Source organism: Streptomyces glaucosporus, from assembly GCF_039533345.1.
Lineage (GTDB): Bacteria > Actinomycetota > Actinomycetes > Streptomycetales > Streptomycetaceae > Streptomyces > Streptomyces glaucosporus.
In genome coordinates, this window is the sequence record NZ_BAAATJ010000019.1 from 84,081 (window position 1) to 101,371 (window position 17,291).

Annotated in this window: 21 protein-coding genes and 1 riboswitch; of the genes, 6 read left to right on the forward strand and 15 right to left on the reverse strand. The window is 73.6% G+C overall.

The features are described from left to right. Window positions 1-66: 66 nt before the first annotated feature. The 7 genes from ABD358_RS19675 to ABD358_RS19705 all read right to left on the reverse strand — a co-directional run bounded on the left by ABD358_RS19675 (window position 67) and on the right by ABD358_RS19705 (window position 3,581). Window positions 67-249 (reverse strand): DUF6257 family protein, encoded by a 183-nt coding sequence (locus tag ABD358_RS19675; protein ID WP_344632391.1) that lies wholly within the window; start codon window positions 247-249, stop codon window positions 67-69. 19 nt (window positions 250-268) lie between these two features. Next, window positions 269-448: a hypothetical protein gene (locus ABD358_RS19680; protein WP_344632392.1), complete on the reverse strand. Its 180-nt coding sequence runs from the start codon at window positions 446-448 to the stop codon at window positions 269-271. A gap of 119 nt (window positions 449-567) precedes the next feature. Next, complete coding sequence (locus tag ABD358_RS19685) at window positions 568-951, reverse strand: DUF6251 family protein (RefSeq protein ID WP_344632393.1); 384 nt, start codon at window positions 949-951, stop codon at window positions 568-570. Next, the gene (locus tag ABD358_RS19690) at window positions 948-1,967 is read right to left on the reverse strand and encodes a hypothetical protein (protein WP_344632394.1); all 1,020 of its coding nucleotides are present in this window, start codon (window positions 1,965-1,967) and stop codon (window positions 948-950) included. The genes ABD358_RS19685 and ABD358_RS19690 overlap by 4 nt, the downstream gene beginning before the upstream one ends. Next, window positions 1,964-2,233, reverse strand: coding sequence for a hypothetical protein (locus ABD358_RS19695; RefSeq protein WP_344632395.1), 270 nt, complete (start codon window positions 2,231-2,233; stop codon window positions 1,964-1,966). Before ABD358_RS19695 ends, ABD358_RS19690 begins: the two co-directional genes overlap by 4 nt. After that, window positions 2,230-2,394: a hypothetical protein gene (locus ABD358_RS19700; protein ID WP_344632396.1), complete on the reverse strand. Its 165-nt coding sequence runs from the start codon at window positions 2,392-2,394 to the stop codon at window positions 2,230-2,232. The genes ABD358_RS19695 and ABD358_RS19700 overlap by 4 nt, the downstream gene beginning before the upstream one ends. A gap of 227 nt (window positions 2,395-2,621) precedes the next feature. Continuing rightward, the gene (locus tag ABD358_RS19705; RefSeq protein ID WP_344632397.1) at window positions 2,622-3,581 is read right to left on the reverse strand and encodes a helix-turn-helix domain-containing protein; all 960 of its coding nucleotides are present in this window, start codon (window positions 3,579-3,581) and stop codon (window positions 2,622-2,624) included. 50 nt (window positions 3,582-3,631) lie between these two features. On the opposite strand from ABD358_RS19705, the gene ABD358_RS19710 reads away from it, so the two are divergent. Beyond that, window positions 3,632-4,063 (forward strand): DUF2000 family protein, encoded by a 432-nt coding sequence (locus ABD358_RS19710; RefSeq protein ID WP_344632398.1) that lies wholly within the window; start codon window positions 3,632-3,634, stop codon window positions 4,061-4,063. A gap of 435 nt (window positions 4,064-4,498) precedes the next feature. On the opposite strand, the gene ABD358_RS19715 is transcribed toward ABD358_RS19710, so the two are convergent. Continuing rightward, complete coding sequence (locus ABD358_RS19715; RefSeq protein WP_344632399.1) at window positions 4,499-5,884, reverse strand: Nramp family divalent metal transporter; 1,386 nt, start codon at window positions 5,882-5,884, stop codon at window positions 4,499-4,501. A 488-nt stretch (window positions 5,885-6,372) separates the two neighbouring features. After that, window positions 6,373-7,281 (reverse strand): manganese catalase, encoded by a 909-nt coding sequence (locus tag ABD358_RS19720; protein ID WP_344632400.1) that lies wholly within the window; start codon window positions 7,279-7,281, stop codon window positions 6,373-6,375. A gap of 291 nt (window positions 7,282-7,572) precedes the next feature. On the opposite strand from ABD358_RS19720, the gene ABD358_RS19725 reads away from it, so the two are divergent. Beyond that, on the forward strand, window positions 7,573-8,343 hold the full coding sequence (locus ABD358_RS19725; RefSeq protein WP_344632401.1) for an AfsR/SARP family transcriptional regulator: 771 nt from the start codon (window positions 7,573-7,575) through the stop codon (window positions 8,341-8,343). A gap of 80 nt (window positions 8,344-8,423) precedes the next feature. Here ABD358_RS19725 and arsB read toward each other — a convergent pair whose 3' ends face one another. Further along, window positions 8,424-9,452: an ACR3 family arsenite efflux transporter gene (gene arsB / locus ABD358_RS19730; protein ID WP_344632426.1), complete on the reverse strand. Its 1,029-nt coding sequence runs from the start codon at window positions 9,450-9,452 to the stop codon at window positions 8,424-8,426. A gap of 80 nt (window positions 9,453-9,532) precedes the next feature. After that, window positions 9,533-9,847, reverse strand: coding sequence for an ArsR/SmtB family transcription factor (locus ABD358_RS19735; RefSeq protein WP_344632402.1), 315 nt, complete (start codon window positions 9,845-9,847; stop codon window positions 9,533-9,535). 80 nt (window positions 9,848-9,927) lie between these two features. Between ABD358_RS19735 and ABD358_RS19740 the strand changes: the two genes are divergently transcribed. The 4 genes from ABD358_RS19740 (at window position 9,928) to ABD358_RS19755 (ending at window position 14,461) form a co-directional block, all read left to right on the forward strand. After that, window positions 9,928-10,377 carry an arsenate reductase ArsC gene (locus tag ABD358_RS19740; RefSeq protein ID WP_344632403.1) on the forward strand — a complete coding sequence of 150 codons (450 nt, stop codon included), beginning with the start codon at window positions 9,928-9,930 and terminating at the stop codon, window positions 10,375-10,377. A 116-nt stretch (window positions 10,378-10,493) separates the two neighbouring features. Further along, a complete protein-coding gene (locus tag ABD358_RS19745) occupies window positions 10,494-11,726 on the forward strand; it encodes an APC family permease (RefSeq protein ID WP_344632427.1) in 1,233 nt (410 codons plus the stop codon). 107 nt (window positions 11,727-11,833) lie between these two features. Then, window positions 11,834-12,985: a PP2C family protein-serine/threonine phosphatase gene (locus tag ABD358_RS19750; RefSeq protein WP_344632404.1), complete on the forward strand. Its 1,152-nt coding sequence runs from the start codon at window positions 11,834-11,836 to the stop codon at window positions 12,983-12,985. Window positions 12,986-13,222: 237 nt separating this feature from the next. Further along, window positions 13,223-13,393: riboswitch (cyclic di-AMP (ydaO/yuaA leader) on the forward strand. 12 nt (window positions 13,394-13,405) lie between these two features. Then, window positions 13,406-14,461 carry a M23 family metallopeptidase gene (locus tag ABD358_RS19755; RefSeq protein WP_344632405.1) on the forward strand — a complete coding sequence of 352 codons (1,056 nt, stop codon included), beginning with the start codon at window positions 13,406-13,408 and terminating at the stop codon, window positions 14,459-14,461. Between the two features lie 162 nt (window positions 14,462-14,623). On the opposite strand, the gene ABD358_RS19760 is transcribed toward ABD358_RS19755, so the two are convergent. From ABD358_RS19760 to ABD358_RS19775, 4 genes are all read right to left on the reverse strand, one after another. Next, window positions 14,624-15,034: a PPOX class F420-dependent oxidoreductase gene (locus ABD358_RS19760; RefSeq protein WP_344632428.1), complete on the reverse strand. Its 411-nt coding sequence runs from the start codon at window positions 15,032-15,034 to the stop codon at window positions 14,624-14,626. A gap of 137 nt (window positions 15,035-15,171) precedes the next feature. Then, window positions 15,172-15,894: an antibiotic biosynthesis monooxygenase family protein gene (locus ABD358_RS19765; RefSeq protein ID WP_344632406.1), complete on the reverse strand. Its 723-nt coding sequence runs from the start codon at window positions 15,892-15,894 to the stop codon at window positions 15,172-15,174. A 181-nt stretch (window positions 15,895-16,075) separates the two neighbouring features. Beyond that, entirely contained in the window at window positions 16,076-16,300 is a 225-nt protein-coding gene (locus tag ABD358_RS19770; RefSeq protein ID WP_344632407.1) for a DUF397 domain-containing protein, read from the reverse strand. Beyond that, complete coding sequence (locus ABD358_RS19775; RefSeq protein WP_344632408.1) at window positions 16,300-17,142, reverse strand: helix-turn-helix domain-containing protein; 843 nt, start codon at window positions 17,140-17,142, stop codon at window positions 16,300-16,302. Before ABD358_RS19775 ends, ABD358_RS19770 begins: the two co-directional genes overlap by 1 nt. Window positions 17,143-17,291: the final 149 nt, after the last annotated feature.

The window sequence follows — 17,291 nt, forward strand, 5'->3', positions numbered from 1 at the left end:
TACGGACTCTGGGAGGACCCGGGGCGGCCGACGTCGCTGGCAGGCCTGTCCGGCCGCCCCGGGGCTTCACTGGCCGTTCTTCGCGGCCTTCTCCTCGCGCTCGCGGGCGCGGTCGATGATGCGGTCGACCTGCCGCTCAAGGTCGCTGCGGTCGATGTCCTCGGAGATCGCGCACCGCTTCGCCATCCGGGCGATCAGCAGCGCGACCTTCGCCTTCTCGGTGGCGGTCAGCTTCGGCTCATGGGCCATGACAGGGGTTCCTTCCTGGTCAGTGAGTGGTGGTGCGGTGCACCGCGGCGGTGATTCGGTGCTGTTCCTCGGGTGAGGCGAGGGCCAGGCCGCGGGCGAACTCGCGGGCGGCCTCGGCGTGGTCGTCGTTGCGGAGAGCGGCGTCGGACCGCTCGAACGCGGCGGCTGTCGCGGGGTTGTAGTGGGAGTAATCGCGCATGGCGGGGGTGGCTTCTCTCCGGTTGGGGGTGGTCGGTGGATGGAGGTCCGGGCGGGCTGTCCCGGCTCCCCGCCCCCGCCCGCCGCCGTGGTGGCCGGCGGGCGAGGACAGGCAGCCGGTCAGCGGCGCTTGCGTGCCTTGCCGATGGCCTTCGCCGCGGCCTGGCCCTCGGGGCCGCCCACCGAGCGGACGACCGTGACGACGGCCCACGCGGAGACGACGACAACCAGGGCGACGACGGCCAGGGAGATGGCCATGGAGGTCAGGGCGGCGGTCAGCAGCGGGCCGAAGTACACCGCCCCGGCGGTCATCCCGCCGCCGATGCCGGCCCCGAGGGCGACCCGCTGCACGGTGCGGTCCGGCGGCGCCTGGTGGACGTGCACCACCTGGGGGACCTGACCGGCGTTGTGCGCCTCGGGGGCGAGCGGGGTGGGCTGGTGCACCGGCAGGTTGCCGTGCGGGCTGTAGCAGCCGCAGTCGGCGTGGTGGACGTGCTCGCTCATGACCGCTCCCCCTCGACGATTTCGCGGCGCAGCTCGGTGGCGTCCCGGCGGGACAGCCCCAGCTCCTCGCGGAGCCTGGTGATGGTCACCGGCCGCCCGGTCGACCTGACCGCCTCCCGGTGCAGCGCGCGGGCGCGTTTGCGCAGTTCGGCCGGGGTGAGGGTGACCACCTCGGTGACCACCTGGCGGCGGGCGGCGGCCGGTACGGCGGCGGTCACCTCGGCCCGCTCCTCGGCGGTCACCTCGGGCGGCCACGCGATGGGCCGGAAGGCGTCCGGCCGCACCGCCGGGATGACCACCTCGGGCTCGTCCCGGTCGGCCCGGGAGACGGTCACCTCGGGCTCGGCGGCGGGCCGCGGCTCCTCGGCCGGCGGCAGCGCCGGGGCGGCGCCGAACATGCCCGCCAGCGCCACGTCGGCGCCCTCGGTCAGCCGCTCCCGCTGCACCGCCACCAGCCGCTCGCCCAGGGCGATGTCCCCGACCCCGACCCGCCGGGCCAGCTTCCACGCGGCCAGCTCGGCCCTGCGGCGGGTCTTCTCGTCCGGATGCCCGTCGGCCACCGCCCGGTGGTACGCGAGCCGCTGCACCGCTTCGGCGTTGCGGCGCATCGCCTCGGCGTCGATGCCGGTGCGGTAGACCACGATCCGCCGGGCCAGGAAGCCCAGCCCCTCGGCGGCCACGACCATGCCCATCGGCGAGACGCCGTAGATCACGGCCTCGGTGCCGTCGTCGGCGACCGCCAGCCCCACCACCGAGGCGACCACCGGGGCCAGCCACAGCCCGACGCGGACCGGGGCGGGCGCGGCCTGCCCCAGCAGGGTGACGCCGACCATCACCAGGGCGAGCACCAGCGTCGCCCCCTCGCCGGCGGCCACCATGCCCGCGGCGGTCGCGCCGTTGCCGAACTCGACGCGGATGTTGGTGTAGGTGCCGTAGGCGCCGATCCCGGCGGTGGCGAGCATCAGGGCCCCGGCGATGCCGAAGACGGCCTTCTGGCCGCTGCTCAGGGCGTTCACTGGCCCTCACCGCCCACATGCCGGTAGCCGGTCGGGGGGTGCTCGGCCAGCCGCTCGCGCAGGTACTCGGCCTCCCACTCGGACCCCATCAGGGGCCGGTCGTGCAGGACGCCCCGCAGCGCAATCGCGACGTGAGCGACGCGCCGTTCGAGGACATCGTGGTACCGCTCGGAGTCGCCGACGGTGGCCGGGTACGGCAGGTCGATGGCCTCCAGCACAGCGGCCAGCAGCGCGCGCATCGGGGCGGGGATCTCGTGGGCGGTCATCGGGCACCGCCGCTCTGCTGCTGGGCGGCCTGCTGACGGGCGGCCTCGGCCGCGGCGGCGGCCTGCTGCGCGGAGTCGATGCGCTGCTGCGCCATCTCGTCCTGCGTCTGCTGGGCGGCGTCGGCGGCCCAGTCGGAGTAGTTAGAGGTACGGTCGTGCATGGGTTCGGACTCCTTGATCGGAAGGGGTTCGGATCAAGGCGCCGTGCCGGTGTGGCTGCACCGGGCGGCGCCGCTGCGTGTCGGCGGCGCGGTGGTCACGTGGTCACACGAGTGGTCACGGACGCGCCGTAGAGGGCCGACACAGAGCGGCACCGGGCGGAGGAGCCCTAGCCCGCTGACCTGCGGGAGAGTGAGGGATCGTCACCGGGCATCACCCGGCGGCACGATCAGGTTCGAACTTTTAATCCATTGGTTGTGGGTTCGAGTCCCACACGGCCTACCGCCCGGGCCGGCGAGGAGTCCCCGCCGGCCCGCGGAAGCGCCCCGGCCGGGCTCCTCCGGCCGGGGCGCTTCCGCGTCTCCCGGACCGGCGTCCCGGCGGGCTCGGCGGGCGGTCCGCTCCGCGCGTAGCGTCCCGGACTCGTTCCGATCACCTTCGTGAAGTGCCGGGTGAAGTGCGACTGGTCGTAGAACCCGGTGGACGCCGCCACCGCACGGGGAGGGACGCCGTCGAGGAGCATCCCGCGGGCGAGGTCGACCCGGCGGCCGATCAGGTACTGGTGCGGGCTCATCCCGAACCTCCGGCCGAACGTCCGGACCAGATGGGCGGGGTGGGCATGCAGGACGCCCGAGGCCTCCCGCAGGGAGACGCCCTCCGTGAACCGCGCGTCCAGCAGGTCCCGCAGCCGTTCGGCGAGGCAGGGGTCCTCCACGGTGCTCCCCGGCTCGAACCTGCGTTCCAGGTGCCGCCGCAGCCGCTCGGTGACGAGCGCCAGCCGGCTCTCCGCCTCCAGCTCGTCCCCGGGGCGGGCCAGGGACAGGTGGAGCAGGTGGATCCGGTGCCGCAGCACGGGGTCGTCGATGGACGGACGGTCCACGGCGAGTCCGGCGAGACCGTCGTCCAGCAGCGAGGAATCCAGGTAGAGCACCCTTTTGCGGAATCCCTCGGGCGTGACCTGGCACCCGTTGTGCGGTACGTGCGGCGGCAGGAGCGTAACGACCTGTTTCAGGGCTCCGCGTCGGTGGCGGTGGAGGTCGTACCTCACCATTCCCCTGTCGACGATGAGCAGCGCCCATGTCGCGTGTGTGTGCATCGGATACGCATGGCCGGTTATGTGCGCGTGGAAGACCTCGGAAATTCCCGCCACGGCCGGGCTCCATGCCTTGATGTCCGCGCGAGCAACCATGCAAAGATCGTACAAGACGTGTCCTGGTGGGCTGGGGAAGAATCCGGGCCATGGGATCGGAAAACAAGGCTGTTCGTTTCGACACGAAGATCGCGGTGATTCTGCGCGACGACCTCCTGACCTGGCAGCGGCTGAATGTGACCTCCTTTCTGGTCAGCGGCATCGGCACGAAGGCGCCCGAGGTGATCGGGGAGCCCTATGCGGACGCGGACGGAACGGAGTACCTGCCGATGTTCCGCCAGCCCGTTCTCGTGTTCGAGGGGACGAAGGAGTCGCTGACCGACTCCCACAAGCGCGCCCTCGACCGCGGTGTGCCGATGTCGGTCTTCACCTCCGACCTGTTCGCCACCGGCAACGACCGCGACAACCGGGCCGCCGTGCGTGCCGTCCCCGGGGGCCGGCTCGATCTGGTGGGGCTGGCCGTGTACGGGCCCCGCAACGCGGTGGACCGGATCGTCAAGGGCGCCCGGATGCATCCCTGACGCCGAACGGACGCCGGCGTCCGGCCCCGTACCCCGGAATTCGGGGTGACGGTCCGGATCCGCCGACGCGCATGTGCGCCCGCGGGCCGCCGCGGCATTCTCCGGAAGTGCGTTCGCGAGTTCGGTGATCCCCGTCGGGGACGTGCCGTATCAGGTGGCCGTGGCACTGGAATTCGACGGGTGGACCGTCGTCCCGTTTCTTTTCCCGGTATTCGCGAAAGGCGGGACGAGGAGAGCGGAGGTGAGATGGCCGGGAGGCAGCCGGCGCGAGCCGCGGCGGCAGGGGATGTCCGGCGTATTCGCCCGCGATTCGTTCCCCTTCCGGGGAATTCCCTCCGGACCGTTCCGTGAACGGCAGTGTGATCGTCCCCGTGCCGGCCCCTGCAGGGCGTTCCCCGTGAGGTGCCCCGGCCCCGTCGTGGACGGGGCCGGGGCTCAGCCCAGGAGCACGTCCTGGACCAGGAAGAGGTTGAGGCCGGTGATCGCCGCGGCCGCGGCCGTGCCCAGGACGGTGGTGACGGGGCGGTTCACCAGGGCGCCCATGACGCGTCGCCGCGCGGTGAAGACGACCAGCGGGATCAGGGCGAAGGGGATGCCGAAGGAGAGCACCACCTGGCTGAGCACCAGCGCCTGGGTGGGGTCGACGCCCAGGGCGAGCACGGTCAGGGGCGGGCCCATCGTGATCAGGCGCCGCAGCGTCAGCGGGATCCGGCGCCGCAGGAAGCCCCGCATGATGACCTGCCCCGCGTAGGTCCCGACGCCCGACGAGGCCAGGCCCGACGCCAGCAGGGCCAGCGCGAACGCCAGCGCCGCGCCGGGGCCGATCGCGGCCCCCAGGCCGTGGTGGAACTGTTCGAGGGTCTCGTGGGCGGCGGATCCCGGGGACCCCTCCCCGTGGAAGGCCGCGGCGGCGACGGTGAGCATGGTCGCGTTGACCACGCCCGCGGTGCCCAGGGCGACGAGGATCGCCGTGCGGTTCGCACGCAGCACCAGCCGTTTGCGTTCCGGCGAGGTGCGGCCGTACCGGCGGCTCAGGGAGGAGTGGAGGTAGATCACGTGCGGCATCACCGTGGCCCCGACCATGCCGGTGGTCAGCAGGATGCTCCGCGTGTCGGCGAACCTGGGCCGCAGGCCGCCGAACGCCCCGCTCCAGGAGCCGGTCCGCAGGCTCTGGTAGAGGAACCCGGCGAGGATGACCAGCAGGAAGCCGGTGATCACCAACTCGAAGCGCCGCCTGCCCTCGGGGGCGAGCGTCAGCAGCACCAGGGACGCGGCCCCGACGATGAACGCGGCGGGCACCAGGGGGATGCCGAACAGCAGGTACAGGGCCACCGCGCCGCCGACGAACTCGGCCAGGTCGGTGGCCATGGCCACCAGTTCGGCCTGGACCCACAGCACCCGGCACAGCGGCCGGGGGGTGTGCTCGCGGCACAGCTCCGGCAGGTCGCGGCCGGTGGCGACGCCGACCTTGCAGGCCAGGTACTGGACGAAGATCGCCACCACGTTGGCCAGGGCGATCACCCACAGCAGCAGGGTGCCGTAGCGGGCGCCCGCGGTCATGTTGGTGGCGAAGTTCCCCGGGTCGACGTAGGCCACCGACACCACGAACGCCGGGCCGAGCATCGCGGCCACGGCCCACGGGCCGGGGTGCCGCCGCGGGCCCGTCCACCGCTCCGCGCCGGTGTCCGGGCGGTCCGGGCGGTCCGGGCGCTGAACGGTGTCCGTGCCCGTCGCGGCGGGGGCCGGGGGCGGGGCCGGGTCCAAGGCGGCGGACGGCGGTGCGGGCGGGGGAGCCTTCTGGTGCTGACGGGGGTCAAGCATCGGACGCCCCTCCGCTCCCCGCTGCCCGGGTCCGGGCGGCGGCCGGCGGGACGTCCCCCCGTGCCTTCCGCACCGACCGCGTCCCCCGTGCTCCACGCGTCTCCCGCGCCGCGCGGAGGTATGGCACCGGCCTGAGGACGACGGCGGCGAGCAGGGCGAGTGCCGACAGGCGCTCGGCCGTTCCGCCGGCGACCAGGCCGACGGCCGCCGCCGCGGCGTACAGGGCCAGGAGCGTCATGGTGACGGGGCGGGGGCGCCCCCGGACGGCCGCCGCCGGGGCCGCCCCGCTCGCCGTCCCCCGTGCGGAATCCGGTGCGGAGTCCCGTGCGGGGCTCTGTGCGGAATCCCGTGCGGGGCCCTGCGAGGGATCCCGTGCGGAATCCCGTGTGCCCGTGCGTGTGCCCATGGTCTTCTCGCTTCCTCCGGGCGGGCGGACGGGTCGGCGGACGGGCGGGCCCCTCCCGCGCCGGGAAGGGCCCGCGGCCGCCTCACTCGTCGGGCGAGAGCGCGTTCCTGAGCTTGCCCTTCAGACCGGTCTCGGTGCCCAGCGCCGGGCTCTTGGGGTCCCCCATGCTGCCGTCGTAGGTGGCGAACAGCTTGGGGTCGGGGGGCGGGGGCGACGCCTTGTCGCCCAGGGGCTGGGCGTCGGCGAGCACGCCGAACTCGTGGTCGCCGTCCGGGGTCGGGCCGGACGCCCACAGGCCCGCGGCGGCGGCCTCGCCGTCGGAGAGGTGCCACAGGGCCGCGGCGTGCTCGCGGTGCTCCTCGTCCGCGAGGCTGCCGGGGACGACGACGTCCTCCAGGTTGTCCTCGCGGAGCTGCTCGATGGCCGCGAGCCACAGGTTCTGGTGGTAGGTGTCCCGGGCGAGGTTGAAGCGGAGCATGTCCTTCACGCCGGGGTCGTCGGTCATGTTGTACAGCCGCGCGGTCTGGAGCCGGCTCTGCGCCTCGGCGGCGACGTTGGCGTAGAAGTCGGCCAGCAGGTTGCCGCTGGCCGTCGCGTAACGCCCGTTCCAGGGGTAGCCGTTGCTGTCCGACGGGAGCGCGGCGCCGCCCGCGATGATCGCCTGCTGCGGGTCCATGCCGCCCATGACGGCGCCCACGGCGGGGTCGGAGACGGCGACCTGGGTGGTGGCGGTGGCGGGGGCGCCCTCCATCAGGCGGGCGATCATGGTGGCGAGCATCTCGACGTGGCCGATCTCCTCGGTGGCCACGTCCATGATCATGTCCTTGTACTTGCCTTTGACGCGGCAGTTCCAGCCCTGGAACATGTACTGGACCATCACGGTCATCTCGCCGTACGCGCCGCCGACGAGTTCCTGGAGCTTGTGGGCGTAGACCGGGTCCGGCTTCTCGGGCTTGGCGTCGAACTGCAGCCGCTGGGTGTGTCGGAACATCTGTGCTCTCGCTTTCCGGACGAGGACGGTTCTCGGTCGTCGGCGGAGCGCGGGCGTGCGCCGTTCGCGGTGCCGGGCCGCCGTGCGTTCCGCCCTTCGGACGCTAGGAGGGGCCCGTCACCGTTCCGTCTCCACCGGGCGGGGCGAGGGCGGGGCGGGAGCGGGACGGAGGCGGGCGGGGGCGCCCGGGGTGTGTGACGCGCCGGGCGGCGGGAACCCCGTCCGTCCGCGGACCTGTGGAAGCCGGCCGCGCCGTTCCCCGCGGAGAAGTCCCATGCGGAGAGAAGTCCCATGACGTCCTCCTTCGTGCTCACCACCCGGCCGCCGCACGCCGACACGGCGGAGTGGGAGGCCCGTCTCGCCCTGCTGGGCCGCTTCCGCATGGAGATCCGGTCCCGGAGAGTGGTCCTCAGCCCTTCCGTGCAGCGGCTGCTGGCCCTGCTGGCGCTGCATCCCGAAGGGGCGACCAGGGGGTCCGTGGCCTCGACGCTCTGGCCGGACCTGCCCGTCGGGCGCGCGGGCGCGAGCCTGCGCTCGACCCTGTGGCGGCTGTCCCGGAGCAGCGGGCCGAGCAGGCTGGTCGACGCGGGCGGCAACTGCCTGGCGCTCGCCCCGGCGGTCGGCGTCGACCTCCACGAGGCCGAGGGGCACGCCGCGTCCCTCGTGGCGTCGCGCGACCCCGGTCCGGTGCCGCTGCCGGTCCTGGCCGAACTGAACGAGGACCTGCTGCCCGACTGGACCGAGGACTGGCTGCTGGTCGCCCGGGAGCACTTCCGCCAGACCCGGCTGCACGCGCTGGAGGCCGTGAGCCGGCACCTGCGCGACGGCGGTCAGCTCGCCGCGGCCATGGAGTCCGCGATGATGGCGGTGGAGGCCGAGCCGCTGCGCGAGAGCGCGCACCGCCACGTCGTGGACGTCCACCTGGCGGAGGGCAATGTCGCGGAGGCCCTGCGGCACTACGAGTTCTTCCGGCGGATGATCCGCAGCGAGCTGGGGCTGGGCCCGTCGTCCGGCTTCCGCCGGCTCGTGGCGCCCTACCTGGGCCGCCCCCTGGACCCCTGACGGCCCGGCGTCCCGTCCGCGGTGACGCCCCTGTGACGCCGCCGGACGCTCGCCCCCGGAGCGTCCGGCGGCGCCGGGGTTCAGGGGCGGGTCCGGGCGGGGCCGAACCCCTTCCGCCACGCGAGGGAGACGTGGACCAGGGCGACGAGGACGGGGACCTCGATCAGCGGGCCGACGACGCCGGCCAGGGCCTGGCCGGAGGTGACGCCGAAGGTGGCGACGGCGACCGCGATGGCCAGTTCGAAGTTGTTGCCCGCGGCGGTGAAGGCGAGGGTGGCGGTGCGGTCGTAGGGCAGGCCGACGGCCTTGCCCAGGGCGAAGGAGCCGGAGAACATCAGCGCGAAGTACACCAGCAGCGGCACCGCGATCCGGGCCACGTCCAGCGGCCGGGAGGTGATCGTCTCTCCCTGGAGGGCGAAGAGGAGCACGATGGTGAACAGCAGCCCGTACAGCGCCCAGGGGCCGATGCGGGGCAGGAAGCGCTGCTCGTAGGCTTCGCGGCCCATGCGCCGCTCGCCGAGGCGGCGGGTGAGGAACCCGGCCAGCAGCGGGATCCCGAGGAAGATCACGGTGTTGAGGGCGATCTCCCGCACGGAGATGTCCAGCCGCTCGCCGTCGCCCAGGCCCAGCCGGCCGGGGAGCAGATCGAGGTAGAACCAGCCGAGCAGGCCGAAGGCGAGGACCTGGAAGAGGCTGTTGAGGGCGACGAGGACGGCGGCGGCCTCGCGGTCGCCGCAGGCCAGGTCGTTCCAGATGATCACCATGGCGATGCAGCGGGCCAGCCCGACGACGATCAGCCCGGTGCGGTACTCGGGCAGGTCGGGCAGGAAGATCCAGGCCAGGGCGAACATCACCGCCGGCCCGACGAGCCAGTTGAGCACCAGGGAGGAGATCATCAGCCCGCGGTCGCCGGTGACGGCGTCGAGCCGGTCGTAGCGGACCTTGGCCAGCACCGGGTACATCATCACCAGCAGGCCGAGCGCGATCGGCAGGGAGATCCCGCCGGTCTCGATCCTGCTCAAGGCGTCGTTCAGGCCGGGGACGAGGCGTCCCAGTCCGAGGCCGGCGGCCATGGCCAGCAGGATCCACACCGCCAGGAAGCGGTCCAGGGTGGAGAGTCCGGCGACGACGCCGGCGGTCTCGTCCGCCGGTCTGCCGGTGCGTCCGGGCGCGGCCCGGTCGGCGGTGCTCACGGGCAGGGCCTCTTGGTCTCGGTGGCGCGGGCGGCGCGGGCGGTGCGGGCCAGGGTGTCGAGGCCGCGTCCGAGGCACTCGATGACGTCCGGGCGCAGCCGGTAGTAGGTGTACCGGCCGCAGGGCTCGGTCTCGACGATGCCGGCCTCGCGCAGCACCCGCAGGTGGTTGGAGAGGTTGGTCTGCTTCGCCCCCGTCTCGGCCACCAGGTGTGTGGTGCACAGCGTCTCGGTGGCGAGCAGGGTCACGATCTTGAATCTGAGCGGGTCGGCGAGAGCCCGCAACAGATCAGTATCGACTGAAGTCAGCATGGGCTGATACTTTCATGCGGCCGGGGCGGTGTCACCCCCTTCTTCCGCGGGCCCCGGCCGACGACACGAGAGGTTCGCCGATGCCCGACAAGCCGTCCGTGCTGTTCGTCTGCGTCCACAACGCCGGACGCTCCCAGATGGCCGCCGCCTGGCTGACCCACCTGGCCGGCGACCGGATCGAGGTCCGCTCCGCCGGCTCCGCCCCGGCCGACCGGGTCAACCCGGCCGCGGTGGAGGCCATGCGGGAGGCCGGGGTCGACATGTCGGCCCGGGTGCCCGAGGTCCTCACCACCGAGGCCGTCCGGGCCTCCGACTACGTGATCACCATGGGCTGCGGCGACGCCTGCCCCGTCTTCCCCGGCAAGCGTTACCTCGACTGGAAGCTGGACGACCCCGCGGGCCGGGGTGTCGAGGCCGTCCGCCCCATCCGCGACGAGATCCGCGGGCGGGTCGAGGCGCTGATCGCCGAGATCGACGCCGGGACCGGTGCCGGAACCGGCGCCGGATCCGATGCCGGGGTGGCCGGGTGAACCCCCCGGAGAGCGCCGTGCCGCCGCCGTCCGGCGGCGCCGGGGGACGGCGGGACGGCGGGAAGCGCGCGCAGGAGCCGGCGGACGGGCGGCGCGGTCCGGACGCGGCCCCGCGGCTGAGGCGGCGCCTGGGCACCTTTGACGCGGTGGTGATCGGCCTGGGCTCGATGATCGGCGCGGGCGTCTTCGCCGCCCTCGCCCCCGCGGCGCGCGCGGCCGGGTCCGGACTGCTGCTCGCCCTGGTCCCGGCGGCGGTCGTGGCGTACTGCAACGCGACCTCCTCGGCCCGGCTGGCCGCCCGCTACCCGGCCTCCGGAGGCACCTACGTCTACGGCCGCGAACGGCTGGGCGAGTTCTGGGGCCACCTCGCCGGCTGGGGGTTCGTGGTCGGCAAGACCGCCTCGTGCGCGGCGATGGCCCTGACGGTGGGCCTGTACGCGTGGCCCGGGCAGGCGCACGCCGTGGCGGTGGCCGCGGTGGTGGCGCTGACCGCCGTCAACTACGCCGGTGTGCAGAAGGCCGCCTGGCTGACCCGCGCGATCGTGGCCGTCGTCCTGGCGGTGCTGGCCGCCGTGGTGGTCGCCTGCCTGACCTCCGGGGAGGCGGACCCGGCGCGGCTGGGGACCGGCGGCGGGGACGTCTCGCCCGGCGGGGTGCTCCAGGCGGCGGGCCTGCTGTTCTTCGCCTTCGCCGGGTACGCGCGCATCGCCACGCTGGGGGAGGAGGTCCGCGACCCGGCCCGCACCATCCCCCGGGCGATCCCGCTGGCCCTGGGCATCACCCTGGCCGTCTACGCCGCCGTCGCGGTCGCCGTGCTGGGCGTGCTGGGCGGCGGCCTGGCCTCGGCGACCGCGCCGCTGGCGGACGCGGTGCGCGCGGCGGGCGCGGCGGAACTGGCGCCGGTGGTCCGGACGGGCGCGGCGGTGGCCGCGCTGGGGTCGCTGCTGTCCCTGATCCTCGGGGTGTCGCGCACCACCCTGGCGATGGCCCGCGACCGGCACCTGCCGCCCGTCCTGGCCGCCGTCCACCCCCGCTCCGGGGTGCCGCACCGCGCCGAACTGGCGGTCGGCGCGGTGGTGGCGGTGGTGGCGGCCACGGCGGACCTGCGCGGGGCGATCGGCTTCTCCTCGTTCTGCGTGCTGGTCTACTACGCGGTGGCCAACGCCTCCGCCTGGACCCTCACCCCCGCCGAGGGGCGTCCGCCGCGGGTCGTGCCCGCGCTCGGACTGGCCGGGTGCGCGGCGCTCGCCCTGTCCCTGCCGTTCGCGTCGGTGGTCTCGGGCGCGGCGGTGCTGGCCGGCGGCGCCGCCCTGTACGGGGTGCGGCGCGCGGCCGGCGCGCGCCCGTAGCCGCCGGGGGGCGGTCCCAGGCTCCCCCGGGGCACCACGCGGCACGGCCGTGACCCGGCCGGTGCGTCCGGCTCGCCCGGCGGCCGGACCTCGGGGAGAGTGGAGAGGTGTACGGCGAGGCATGGCACGGGACGTCGGACGACGGGGGCAGGGCCCGCGTCCGCTCCATTCCGGGCATCGGCCGTCCGCCGTGGCTGCTGCCCCTGGTGCTGATCGCGCTCGGGGTGATCGTCGACCTGCTGATACCGAGCAGCCTGCTGGTCGGCTCGCTGTTCGCCGCCCCCATGGCCGCCGCCGCCCTGTGGACGGGCCGCGGCACCGTCCTCACGGGGGCCGTCGCGACGGCGCTGGTCCTCCTCCTGGTGGTGTGGGCGAACGTGCTGTCCGTGGTGGAGGGCGTGCTGCGGGTGACCGCGATGTCCGCCGTCAGCGCGCTGGCCGTGGCCGTCCACCACGCCCTGCACCACAGCGAGTTGCGGCTGGCCTCGGTCCGCCGGGTCGCGGAGGCCGTCCAGCTCGCCGTGCTGCCCGTCCCGCCCTCCCGGATCGGGGACCTGAGGTTCGCGGTGCGCTACGAGGCCGCGCAGGTGAACGCCCTCATCGGCGGTGACATGTACGGCGTGCAGCGGACGCCGCACGGGGTGCGGATGCTGGTGGGCGACGTCCGGGGCAAGGGGCTGGACGCGGTGGCCGTGGTCACCGTGGTGTTCGGCGCCTTCCGGGAGGCGGCCGAGACGGAACCGGACCTGGGCTCGGTCGCGGACCGGATCGAGCACTCCCTGGTCCGGGAGAGGGGGCAGCGGGGCGGGGCCGGCCGGCTGGAGGGGTTCGTCACGGCCGTCCTGGCGGAGGTCCCGGCCGGGGCGCCGGGCACCCTGCGGATCGTCAACCGGGGCCACCCGCCGCCCCTGCTGCTCCCCGCGGACGGGGCGTCCCCGCGGCTGCTGGAGCCGGACTCCTACGCCCTGCCGCTGGGACTGGGGGACCTGGCGGTCGGGGGCGGCCACGCGGAGCCGGTGCCCTTCCCGCCCGGCAGCCTGCTGCTGCTCTACACGGACGGGCTGACCGAGGCGCGGAACGCCGCGGGCGCCTTCTACGACCCGGTGGCGCGGCTGCGCGGCCGGCGATTCACCGGTCCGGGCGCCCTCCTGGACGCGCTCGTCGAGGACGTCGGCGCGTACACGGGGGGCGGCACGGACGACGACATGGCGATGCTGGCGGTCATGCGCGAGCCCGCCACCCCGCCCGCCGCGCGGTGACCGTGCGTGAGCGGCGTGCAGCTCTCCGCATAACATCTGAGACAACGTCAGAAAGTGTGACGCGTGTCTCCGGCGGAATTCCGGCGGCAACTCGCCCGGATTGAGCAGTTATTGACCCGTTAAGTCCTCCCTGAAATTACTTCCGCTTTAAAGGGGAGACTTGGAATCCCGAGCGCCCCTCTATTAACGTTCGATAACGCAGCGCGGTCGTCACTGCCGCCGTAAGAGGCGGCACCGTGCGCCGTCGCCGAATCCTGAACGCGCGGCCTCACCGCACCGGGAGGCCGGGCCCAGGGAACCGGGGAACCACCAATTGGGGTGAATCGGGCCGTACCGCGTGTACGACCCGTAGGAGACCTTCCTGCTCCGAACCCGTCAGCTAACCCGGTAGGCGAGAAGGAAGGAAAGGAGAGCGCCCCCGTGGCGTCCAGCAGCCAGGCCCCCGAGGCCCCCCGGGTCTCGCACGACCCGCACACCGCCGGTTTCGTCCCGTTCGGCCCGGAGGGGGACGGGGACCGCCCGGCGTGGAACCCCACCGAGGACTCCATACGCCCGGTCCGCGGCCGGCACCGCGTGGTCAAGCAGCGCAGCGGCGGCATGGCGCGCAGCGGGGCCGTCCTCGGCGTCGGCATGATCGCCGCGGTCGGCGCGGGCGGCATCGCCACGGCCAAGGAGAAGTCCCCGGCCGCGATCTCCATGCCCGACCTGGGCGCCGTCGCCGAGAACATCCCCGGCATCGGCGGACTGGTGGGCGACTCGGAATCCTCCGACGGCGGAGAGGCCGGCGAGACCGAGGCCCTGATCGCCCAGGCCGCCTTCGGCGCCGGGACCGAGGACGTCGCCGCCGACCCCCTGACCGCGGACGCCGGCGAGGCCCTGCGGGCGCGCATCCTCCAGCAGGCCGACCAGCAGCAGACGGACGCCGTCCAGGCTGCCCTCGAGGACGCCGCCGCCCAGGCCGCGGACGAGGCCGCCGAGGAAGCCGCGGACAAGGCCGCCGACGAGGAGGCCGAACGCAAGCGCAAGGCGGCCGAGGCGGCCAAGCGGAGGGCCGAGGCCGAGCGCCTCGCCAAGCTCGCCGCCAGCTACACCCTCCCCCTCTCCTCGTACCAGCTGACCTCCACCTTCGGCCAGTCCGGCTCGATGTGGTCCAGCACCCACACCGGCCTGGACTTCGCGGCCCCCTCCGGCACCCCCGTCAAGGCCGTGCACAGCGGCGAGATCGTCGAGGCCGGCTGGGCAGGCTCCTACGGCTACCGCATCGTCCTCAAGCTCGACGACGGCACCGAGGTCTGGTACTGCCACCTGTCGTCCATGACCAGGACGAGCGGCAAGGTGACGACCGGCGACGTGATCGGCCGCGTCGGCTCCACCGGCAACTCCTCCGGCCCGCACCTCCACATGGAGGTCCGCCCGGGCGGCGGCGACCCGATCGACCCGCTGACCTGGCTGCGCAGCAAGGGCCAGAACATCTGACCCACTCCCCGCCCGCCGCCTCCGGGATGCGGGCCGGGCAGTGCCCGCACACCCCCGTGCCCCGGCGGCCCTGGTGACCACCCCCCGACACCAGGGCCGCCGGCCTTTCCGTACACCGCCGGCCCTCCCGCCCGCCGCCGGGGTCCGGCCGCGCCGTGCGGCTCAGCGCCGCGGCTGCCCGTACGCGCGCCCCACGGTGAGCCGCACCACCAGCCGGCGGTCGGCGACCATGGCCCGGCGGTAGTCGTCCCAGTCGGGGTGCTCGCCCCGGATCGCCCGGTAGACCTCGACCAGCTCCTCGACGGTGGCGTCGTGCGGATCGGCCGCCACGGGCGTCAGCTCGGCCAGCCCCTCCACCACCGTCCAGGCCCAGCCGTCCTCGCTGGTGACGTGGAAGCTCGCGCGGGGGTCGCGGGCGAGGTTGCGGGCCTTGGCCCGGTCGGCGGTGACGGAGACCCTGATGAGCTGCCGCCCGGGATCGTAGGCGTAGTTCACGTTGGACAGCTGCGGCCGGCCGTCCCGCTTGAGGGTGACCAGCACCCCCAGGTCGCGCTCGGCGAGCAGGGAGAGCAGGGCGTCCTGCGGGGTGCCTCCGGTGTTCGCGCTGCCGTTCGCGCTGTCGTTCCCGGTGTTTCCGCTGTCGTTCCCGGTGTTCGCGGCCACGGTGGGTCGGTCCCTTCGTCGGCGGGCGGCGTGGTGTGCCGTACGGCTCAACGAACCGGCGACCCGGCCGATTCCAGGGGACGCGCCCCGGCGAACCGCAGGTGGTAACGCCTGACGTCGCTGCGGACCATCCCGGGGAAGTTCTGAACGCGCTGCCACTGCGGAGTCGTCGTGCCGATGCCCTCGCCGGGCGCCTTCAGCGCGTCGATGTGGGCCTGCTCGCTCTCCCACTCCGCGTAGTTGACGACGCGTGTGCCGTCCAGACCCAGGTGGAAGTGGCCGGAGATGCCGCCGGACGGCAGGCCGGCGTCGGTGGCGATCGCCTCGCCGACGGCGTCGACCCACGCCCGCTGCCGCTCCTCGTCGGGCCCCTCGAACGTCACGTCCACGATCACCACGCACCCCGGCTCGGGCCGCTCGCCCTCCGGCTCCGGCGGGAAGCTGCGGTAGAGCCGGGTGCGCAGCAGCTCGACCCGCTCGATCCCCGGCACGGCGGCGTCGATCTCGTCGTTCCGCTCCTGCCGGTGATCGCGGACGAAGGCGTCGTACGCCTCCTGGCTCGTCCACTGGGAGTAGTGGAGCAGCGTCCGGCCGTCGGTCCCGGCGTACACGCTGTACGACAGCAGCTCCGGCGTCGGCCAGGGCCGCTTCTCCCAGGTGGCGGCGATCGCCTCCACGGCGGCGCGCTGCCGCTCGGGCGTCCCCACGTCCCAGGTGCTGAAGAGCGCGGCACCGGAGTCGGGGCGGGTGGGGTCGGGGTGCACGGGCATGGCGGTTCTCCCTCGCTGGTCACGGATGTGTCCGTCGCGTTCGTCCACACCCTCACACTTCAAGTTCCCTTGAAGTCAAGGGCTTTCGGAACCGCCCGCCGCGTCCCGGCGGCAGCGCCGCGGAGCCCGCCCGCCCCGGCCCTCGGGGCCCCGTCTCCCGGGCCTGCTCGGGGGGCGGACGTCAGAGACCGTCGCGCCCCTTCACCCCGCCGAGGAACGCCTCCCACGCGTCCGCCGCGAACACCAGCACCGGCCCGCCCGGCTCCTTGCTGTCGCGGACGGCGGTCCGCCCGGCCGCGAGGAAGGCGGCCTCGACGCACTCCAGTCCCTGTCCACCGCTGTGGGAGGACTTGAACCAGCGGGCGGAGGGGAGTCCGTCGGTCGGCGTCGGACGAGGGGAGGGCATCACAGCTCCTTGCGCAGCTTGTCGAGCAGGGCGATCGAGGCGTCCGGTTCCAGAGCCTGCTGCCGGAGATCGGCGAACGCCTTGCGGTACTCCTCCACCTCGGCGTCCTTCTCCAGATAGAGGGAGACGGTCAGGCTCTCCTGGTACACGACGTCCAAGGACGGATCCGTACCCACGAGGATGAGAAACGTACTCAGGGCGGAGGAGCGGAACCCTCTGTCGAACGGCAGGACGCGCAGGTCGATGTTGGGTTGGTGCGCGCATTCGATGAGGTGCTCCAACTGCTCCCTGTGGACGTCCGGCGGGCCGGTACGCCGGACGACGGCCTCGTCCAGGACGACCCGCAACTCGAGCGGATCGGGGCGTGTGAGGATCTCCTGCCGCTTCATGCGGACATCGAGGTTGGCCTGGAGATGCTCCTCGGCGAGGGACGCGAGATCCGTGCGGTGCAGCGCCTCCGCATAGCGGCGGGTCTGGAGCAGGCCGGGGACGTAGACGGCCGAGTAGTGGTCTTCCCGGACCGATTCGTTCTCCAGGGTCAGGAACAGGTTCATCCGGCTGGGGATCGCTTCGAGGTACGACTGCCACCAGCCCTCGACCTTGGCGTTCTTGGCGAGGTCGACAAGATGGGCGCGTTCTTCGTCCGATGCGCCGTATGCGCGGCACAGTGCATCGACGAAGGCCCACTTGACCGAGCCTTCCTTGGTCTCGTAGCGGCTGACCGTCGCCTTGGAGAGGCCGACCAGTTCACCGGCCTCTTCCAGCGACAGTCCCTTCTGCCTGCGCAGTCTGCGCAGGCCGGCCCCCAGTTGTCGGCGTCGCGTCGTCGGCCCCGTAGCCATGGCCCGCCACGTCTCCCTTCGTTCCGGCACCGGGCCCGCTCATCCCGCGTGCGCCAAGGCGCCGTCGCCCAAAGGTAGTTCACAGGCGAGTGGCTCAGGGTGAGGTCTCTTGTGAGAGTTACACAGCGATAGTTACCGTGCCATACTCT

Excerpts from the sequence above, each read along its gene's own strand:
- ABD358_RS19675 (WP_344632391.1), bottom strand. The coding sequence starts at position 249 with ATGGCCCATGAGCCGAAGCTGACCGCCACCGAGAAGGCGAAGGTCGCG.
- ABD358_RS19680 (WP_344632392.1), bottom strand. The coding sequence starts at position 448 with ATGCGCGATTACTCCCACTACAACCCCGCGACAGCCGCCGCGTTCGAG.
- ABD358_RS19685 (WP_344632393.1), bottom strand. The coding sequence starts at position 951 with ATGAGCGAGCACGTCCACCACGCCGACTGCGGCTGCTACAGCCCGCAC.
- ABD358_RS19695 (WP_344632395.1), bottom strand. The coding sequence starts at position 2,233 with ATGACCGCCCACGAGATCCCCGCCCCGATGCGCGCGCTGCTGGCCGCT.
- ABD358_RS19700 (WP_344632396.1), bottom strand. The coding sequence starts at position 2,394 with ATGCACGACCGTACCTCTAACTACTCCGACTGGGCCGCCGACGCCGCC.
- ABD358_RS19705 (WP_344632397.1), bottom strand. The coding sequence starts at position 3,581 with ATGGTTGCTCGCGCGGACATCAAGGCATGGAGCCCGGCCGTGGCGGGA.
- ABD358_RS19710 (WP_344632398.1), top strand. The coding sequence starts at position 3,632 with ATGGGATCGGAAAACAAGGCTGTTCGTTTCGACACGAAGATCGCGGTG.
- ABD358_RS19715 (WP_344632399.1), bottom strand. The coding sequence starts at position 5,884 with ATGCTTGACCCCCGTCAGCACCAGAAGGCTCCCCCGCCCGCACCGCCG.
- ABD358_RS19720 (WP_344632400.1), bottom strand. The coding sequence starts at position 7,281 with ATGTTCCGACACACCCAGCGGCTGCAGTTCGACGCCAAGCCCGAGAAG.
- ABD358_RS19725 (WP_344632401.1), top strand. The coding sequence starts at position 7,573 with ATGACGTCCTCCTTCGTGCTCACCACCCGGCCGCCGCACGCCGACACG.
- ABD358_RS19735 (WP_344632402.1), bottom strand. The coding sequence starts at position 9,847 with ATGCTGACTTCAGTCGATACTGATCTGTTGCGGGCTCTCGCCGACCCG.
- ABD358_RS19740 (WP_344632403.1), top strand. The coding sequence starts at position 9,928 with ATGCCCGACAAGCCGTCCGTGCTGTTCGTCTGCGTCCACAACGCCGGA.
- ABD358_RS19765 (WP_344632406.1), bottom strand. The coding sequence starts at position 15,894 with ATGCCCGTGCACCCCGACCCCACCCGCCCCGACTCCGGTGCCGCGCTC.
- ABD358_RS19770 (WP_344632407.1), bottom strand. The coding sequence starts at position 16,300 with ATGCCCTCCCCTCGTCCGACGCCGACCGACGGACTCCCCTCCGCCCGC.
- ABD358_RS19775 (WP_344632408.1), bottom strand. The coding sequence starts at position 17,142 with ATGGCTACGGGGCCGACGACGCGACGCCGACAACTGGGGGCCGGCCTG.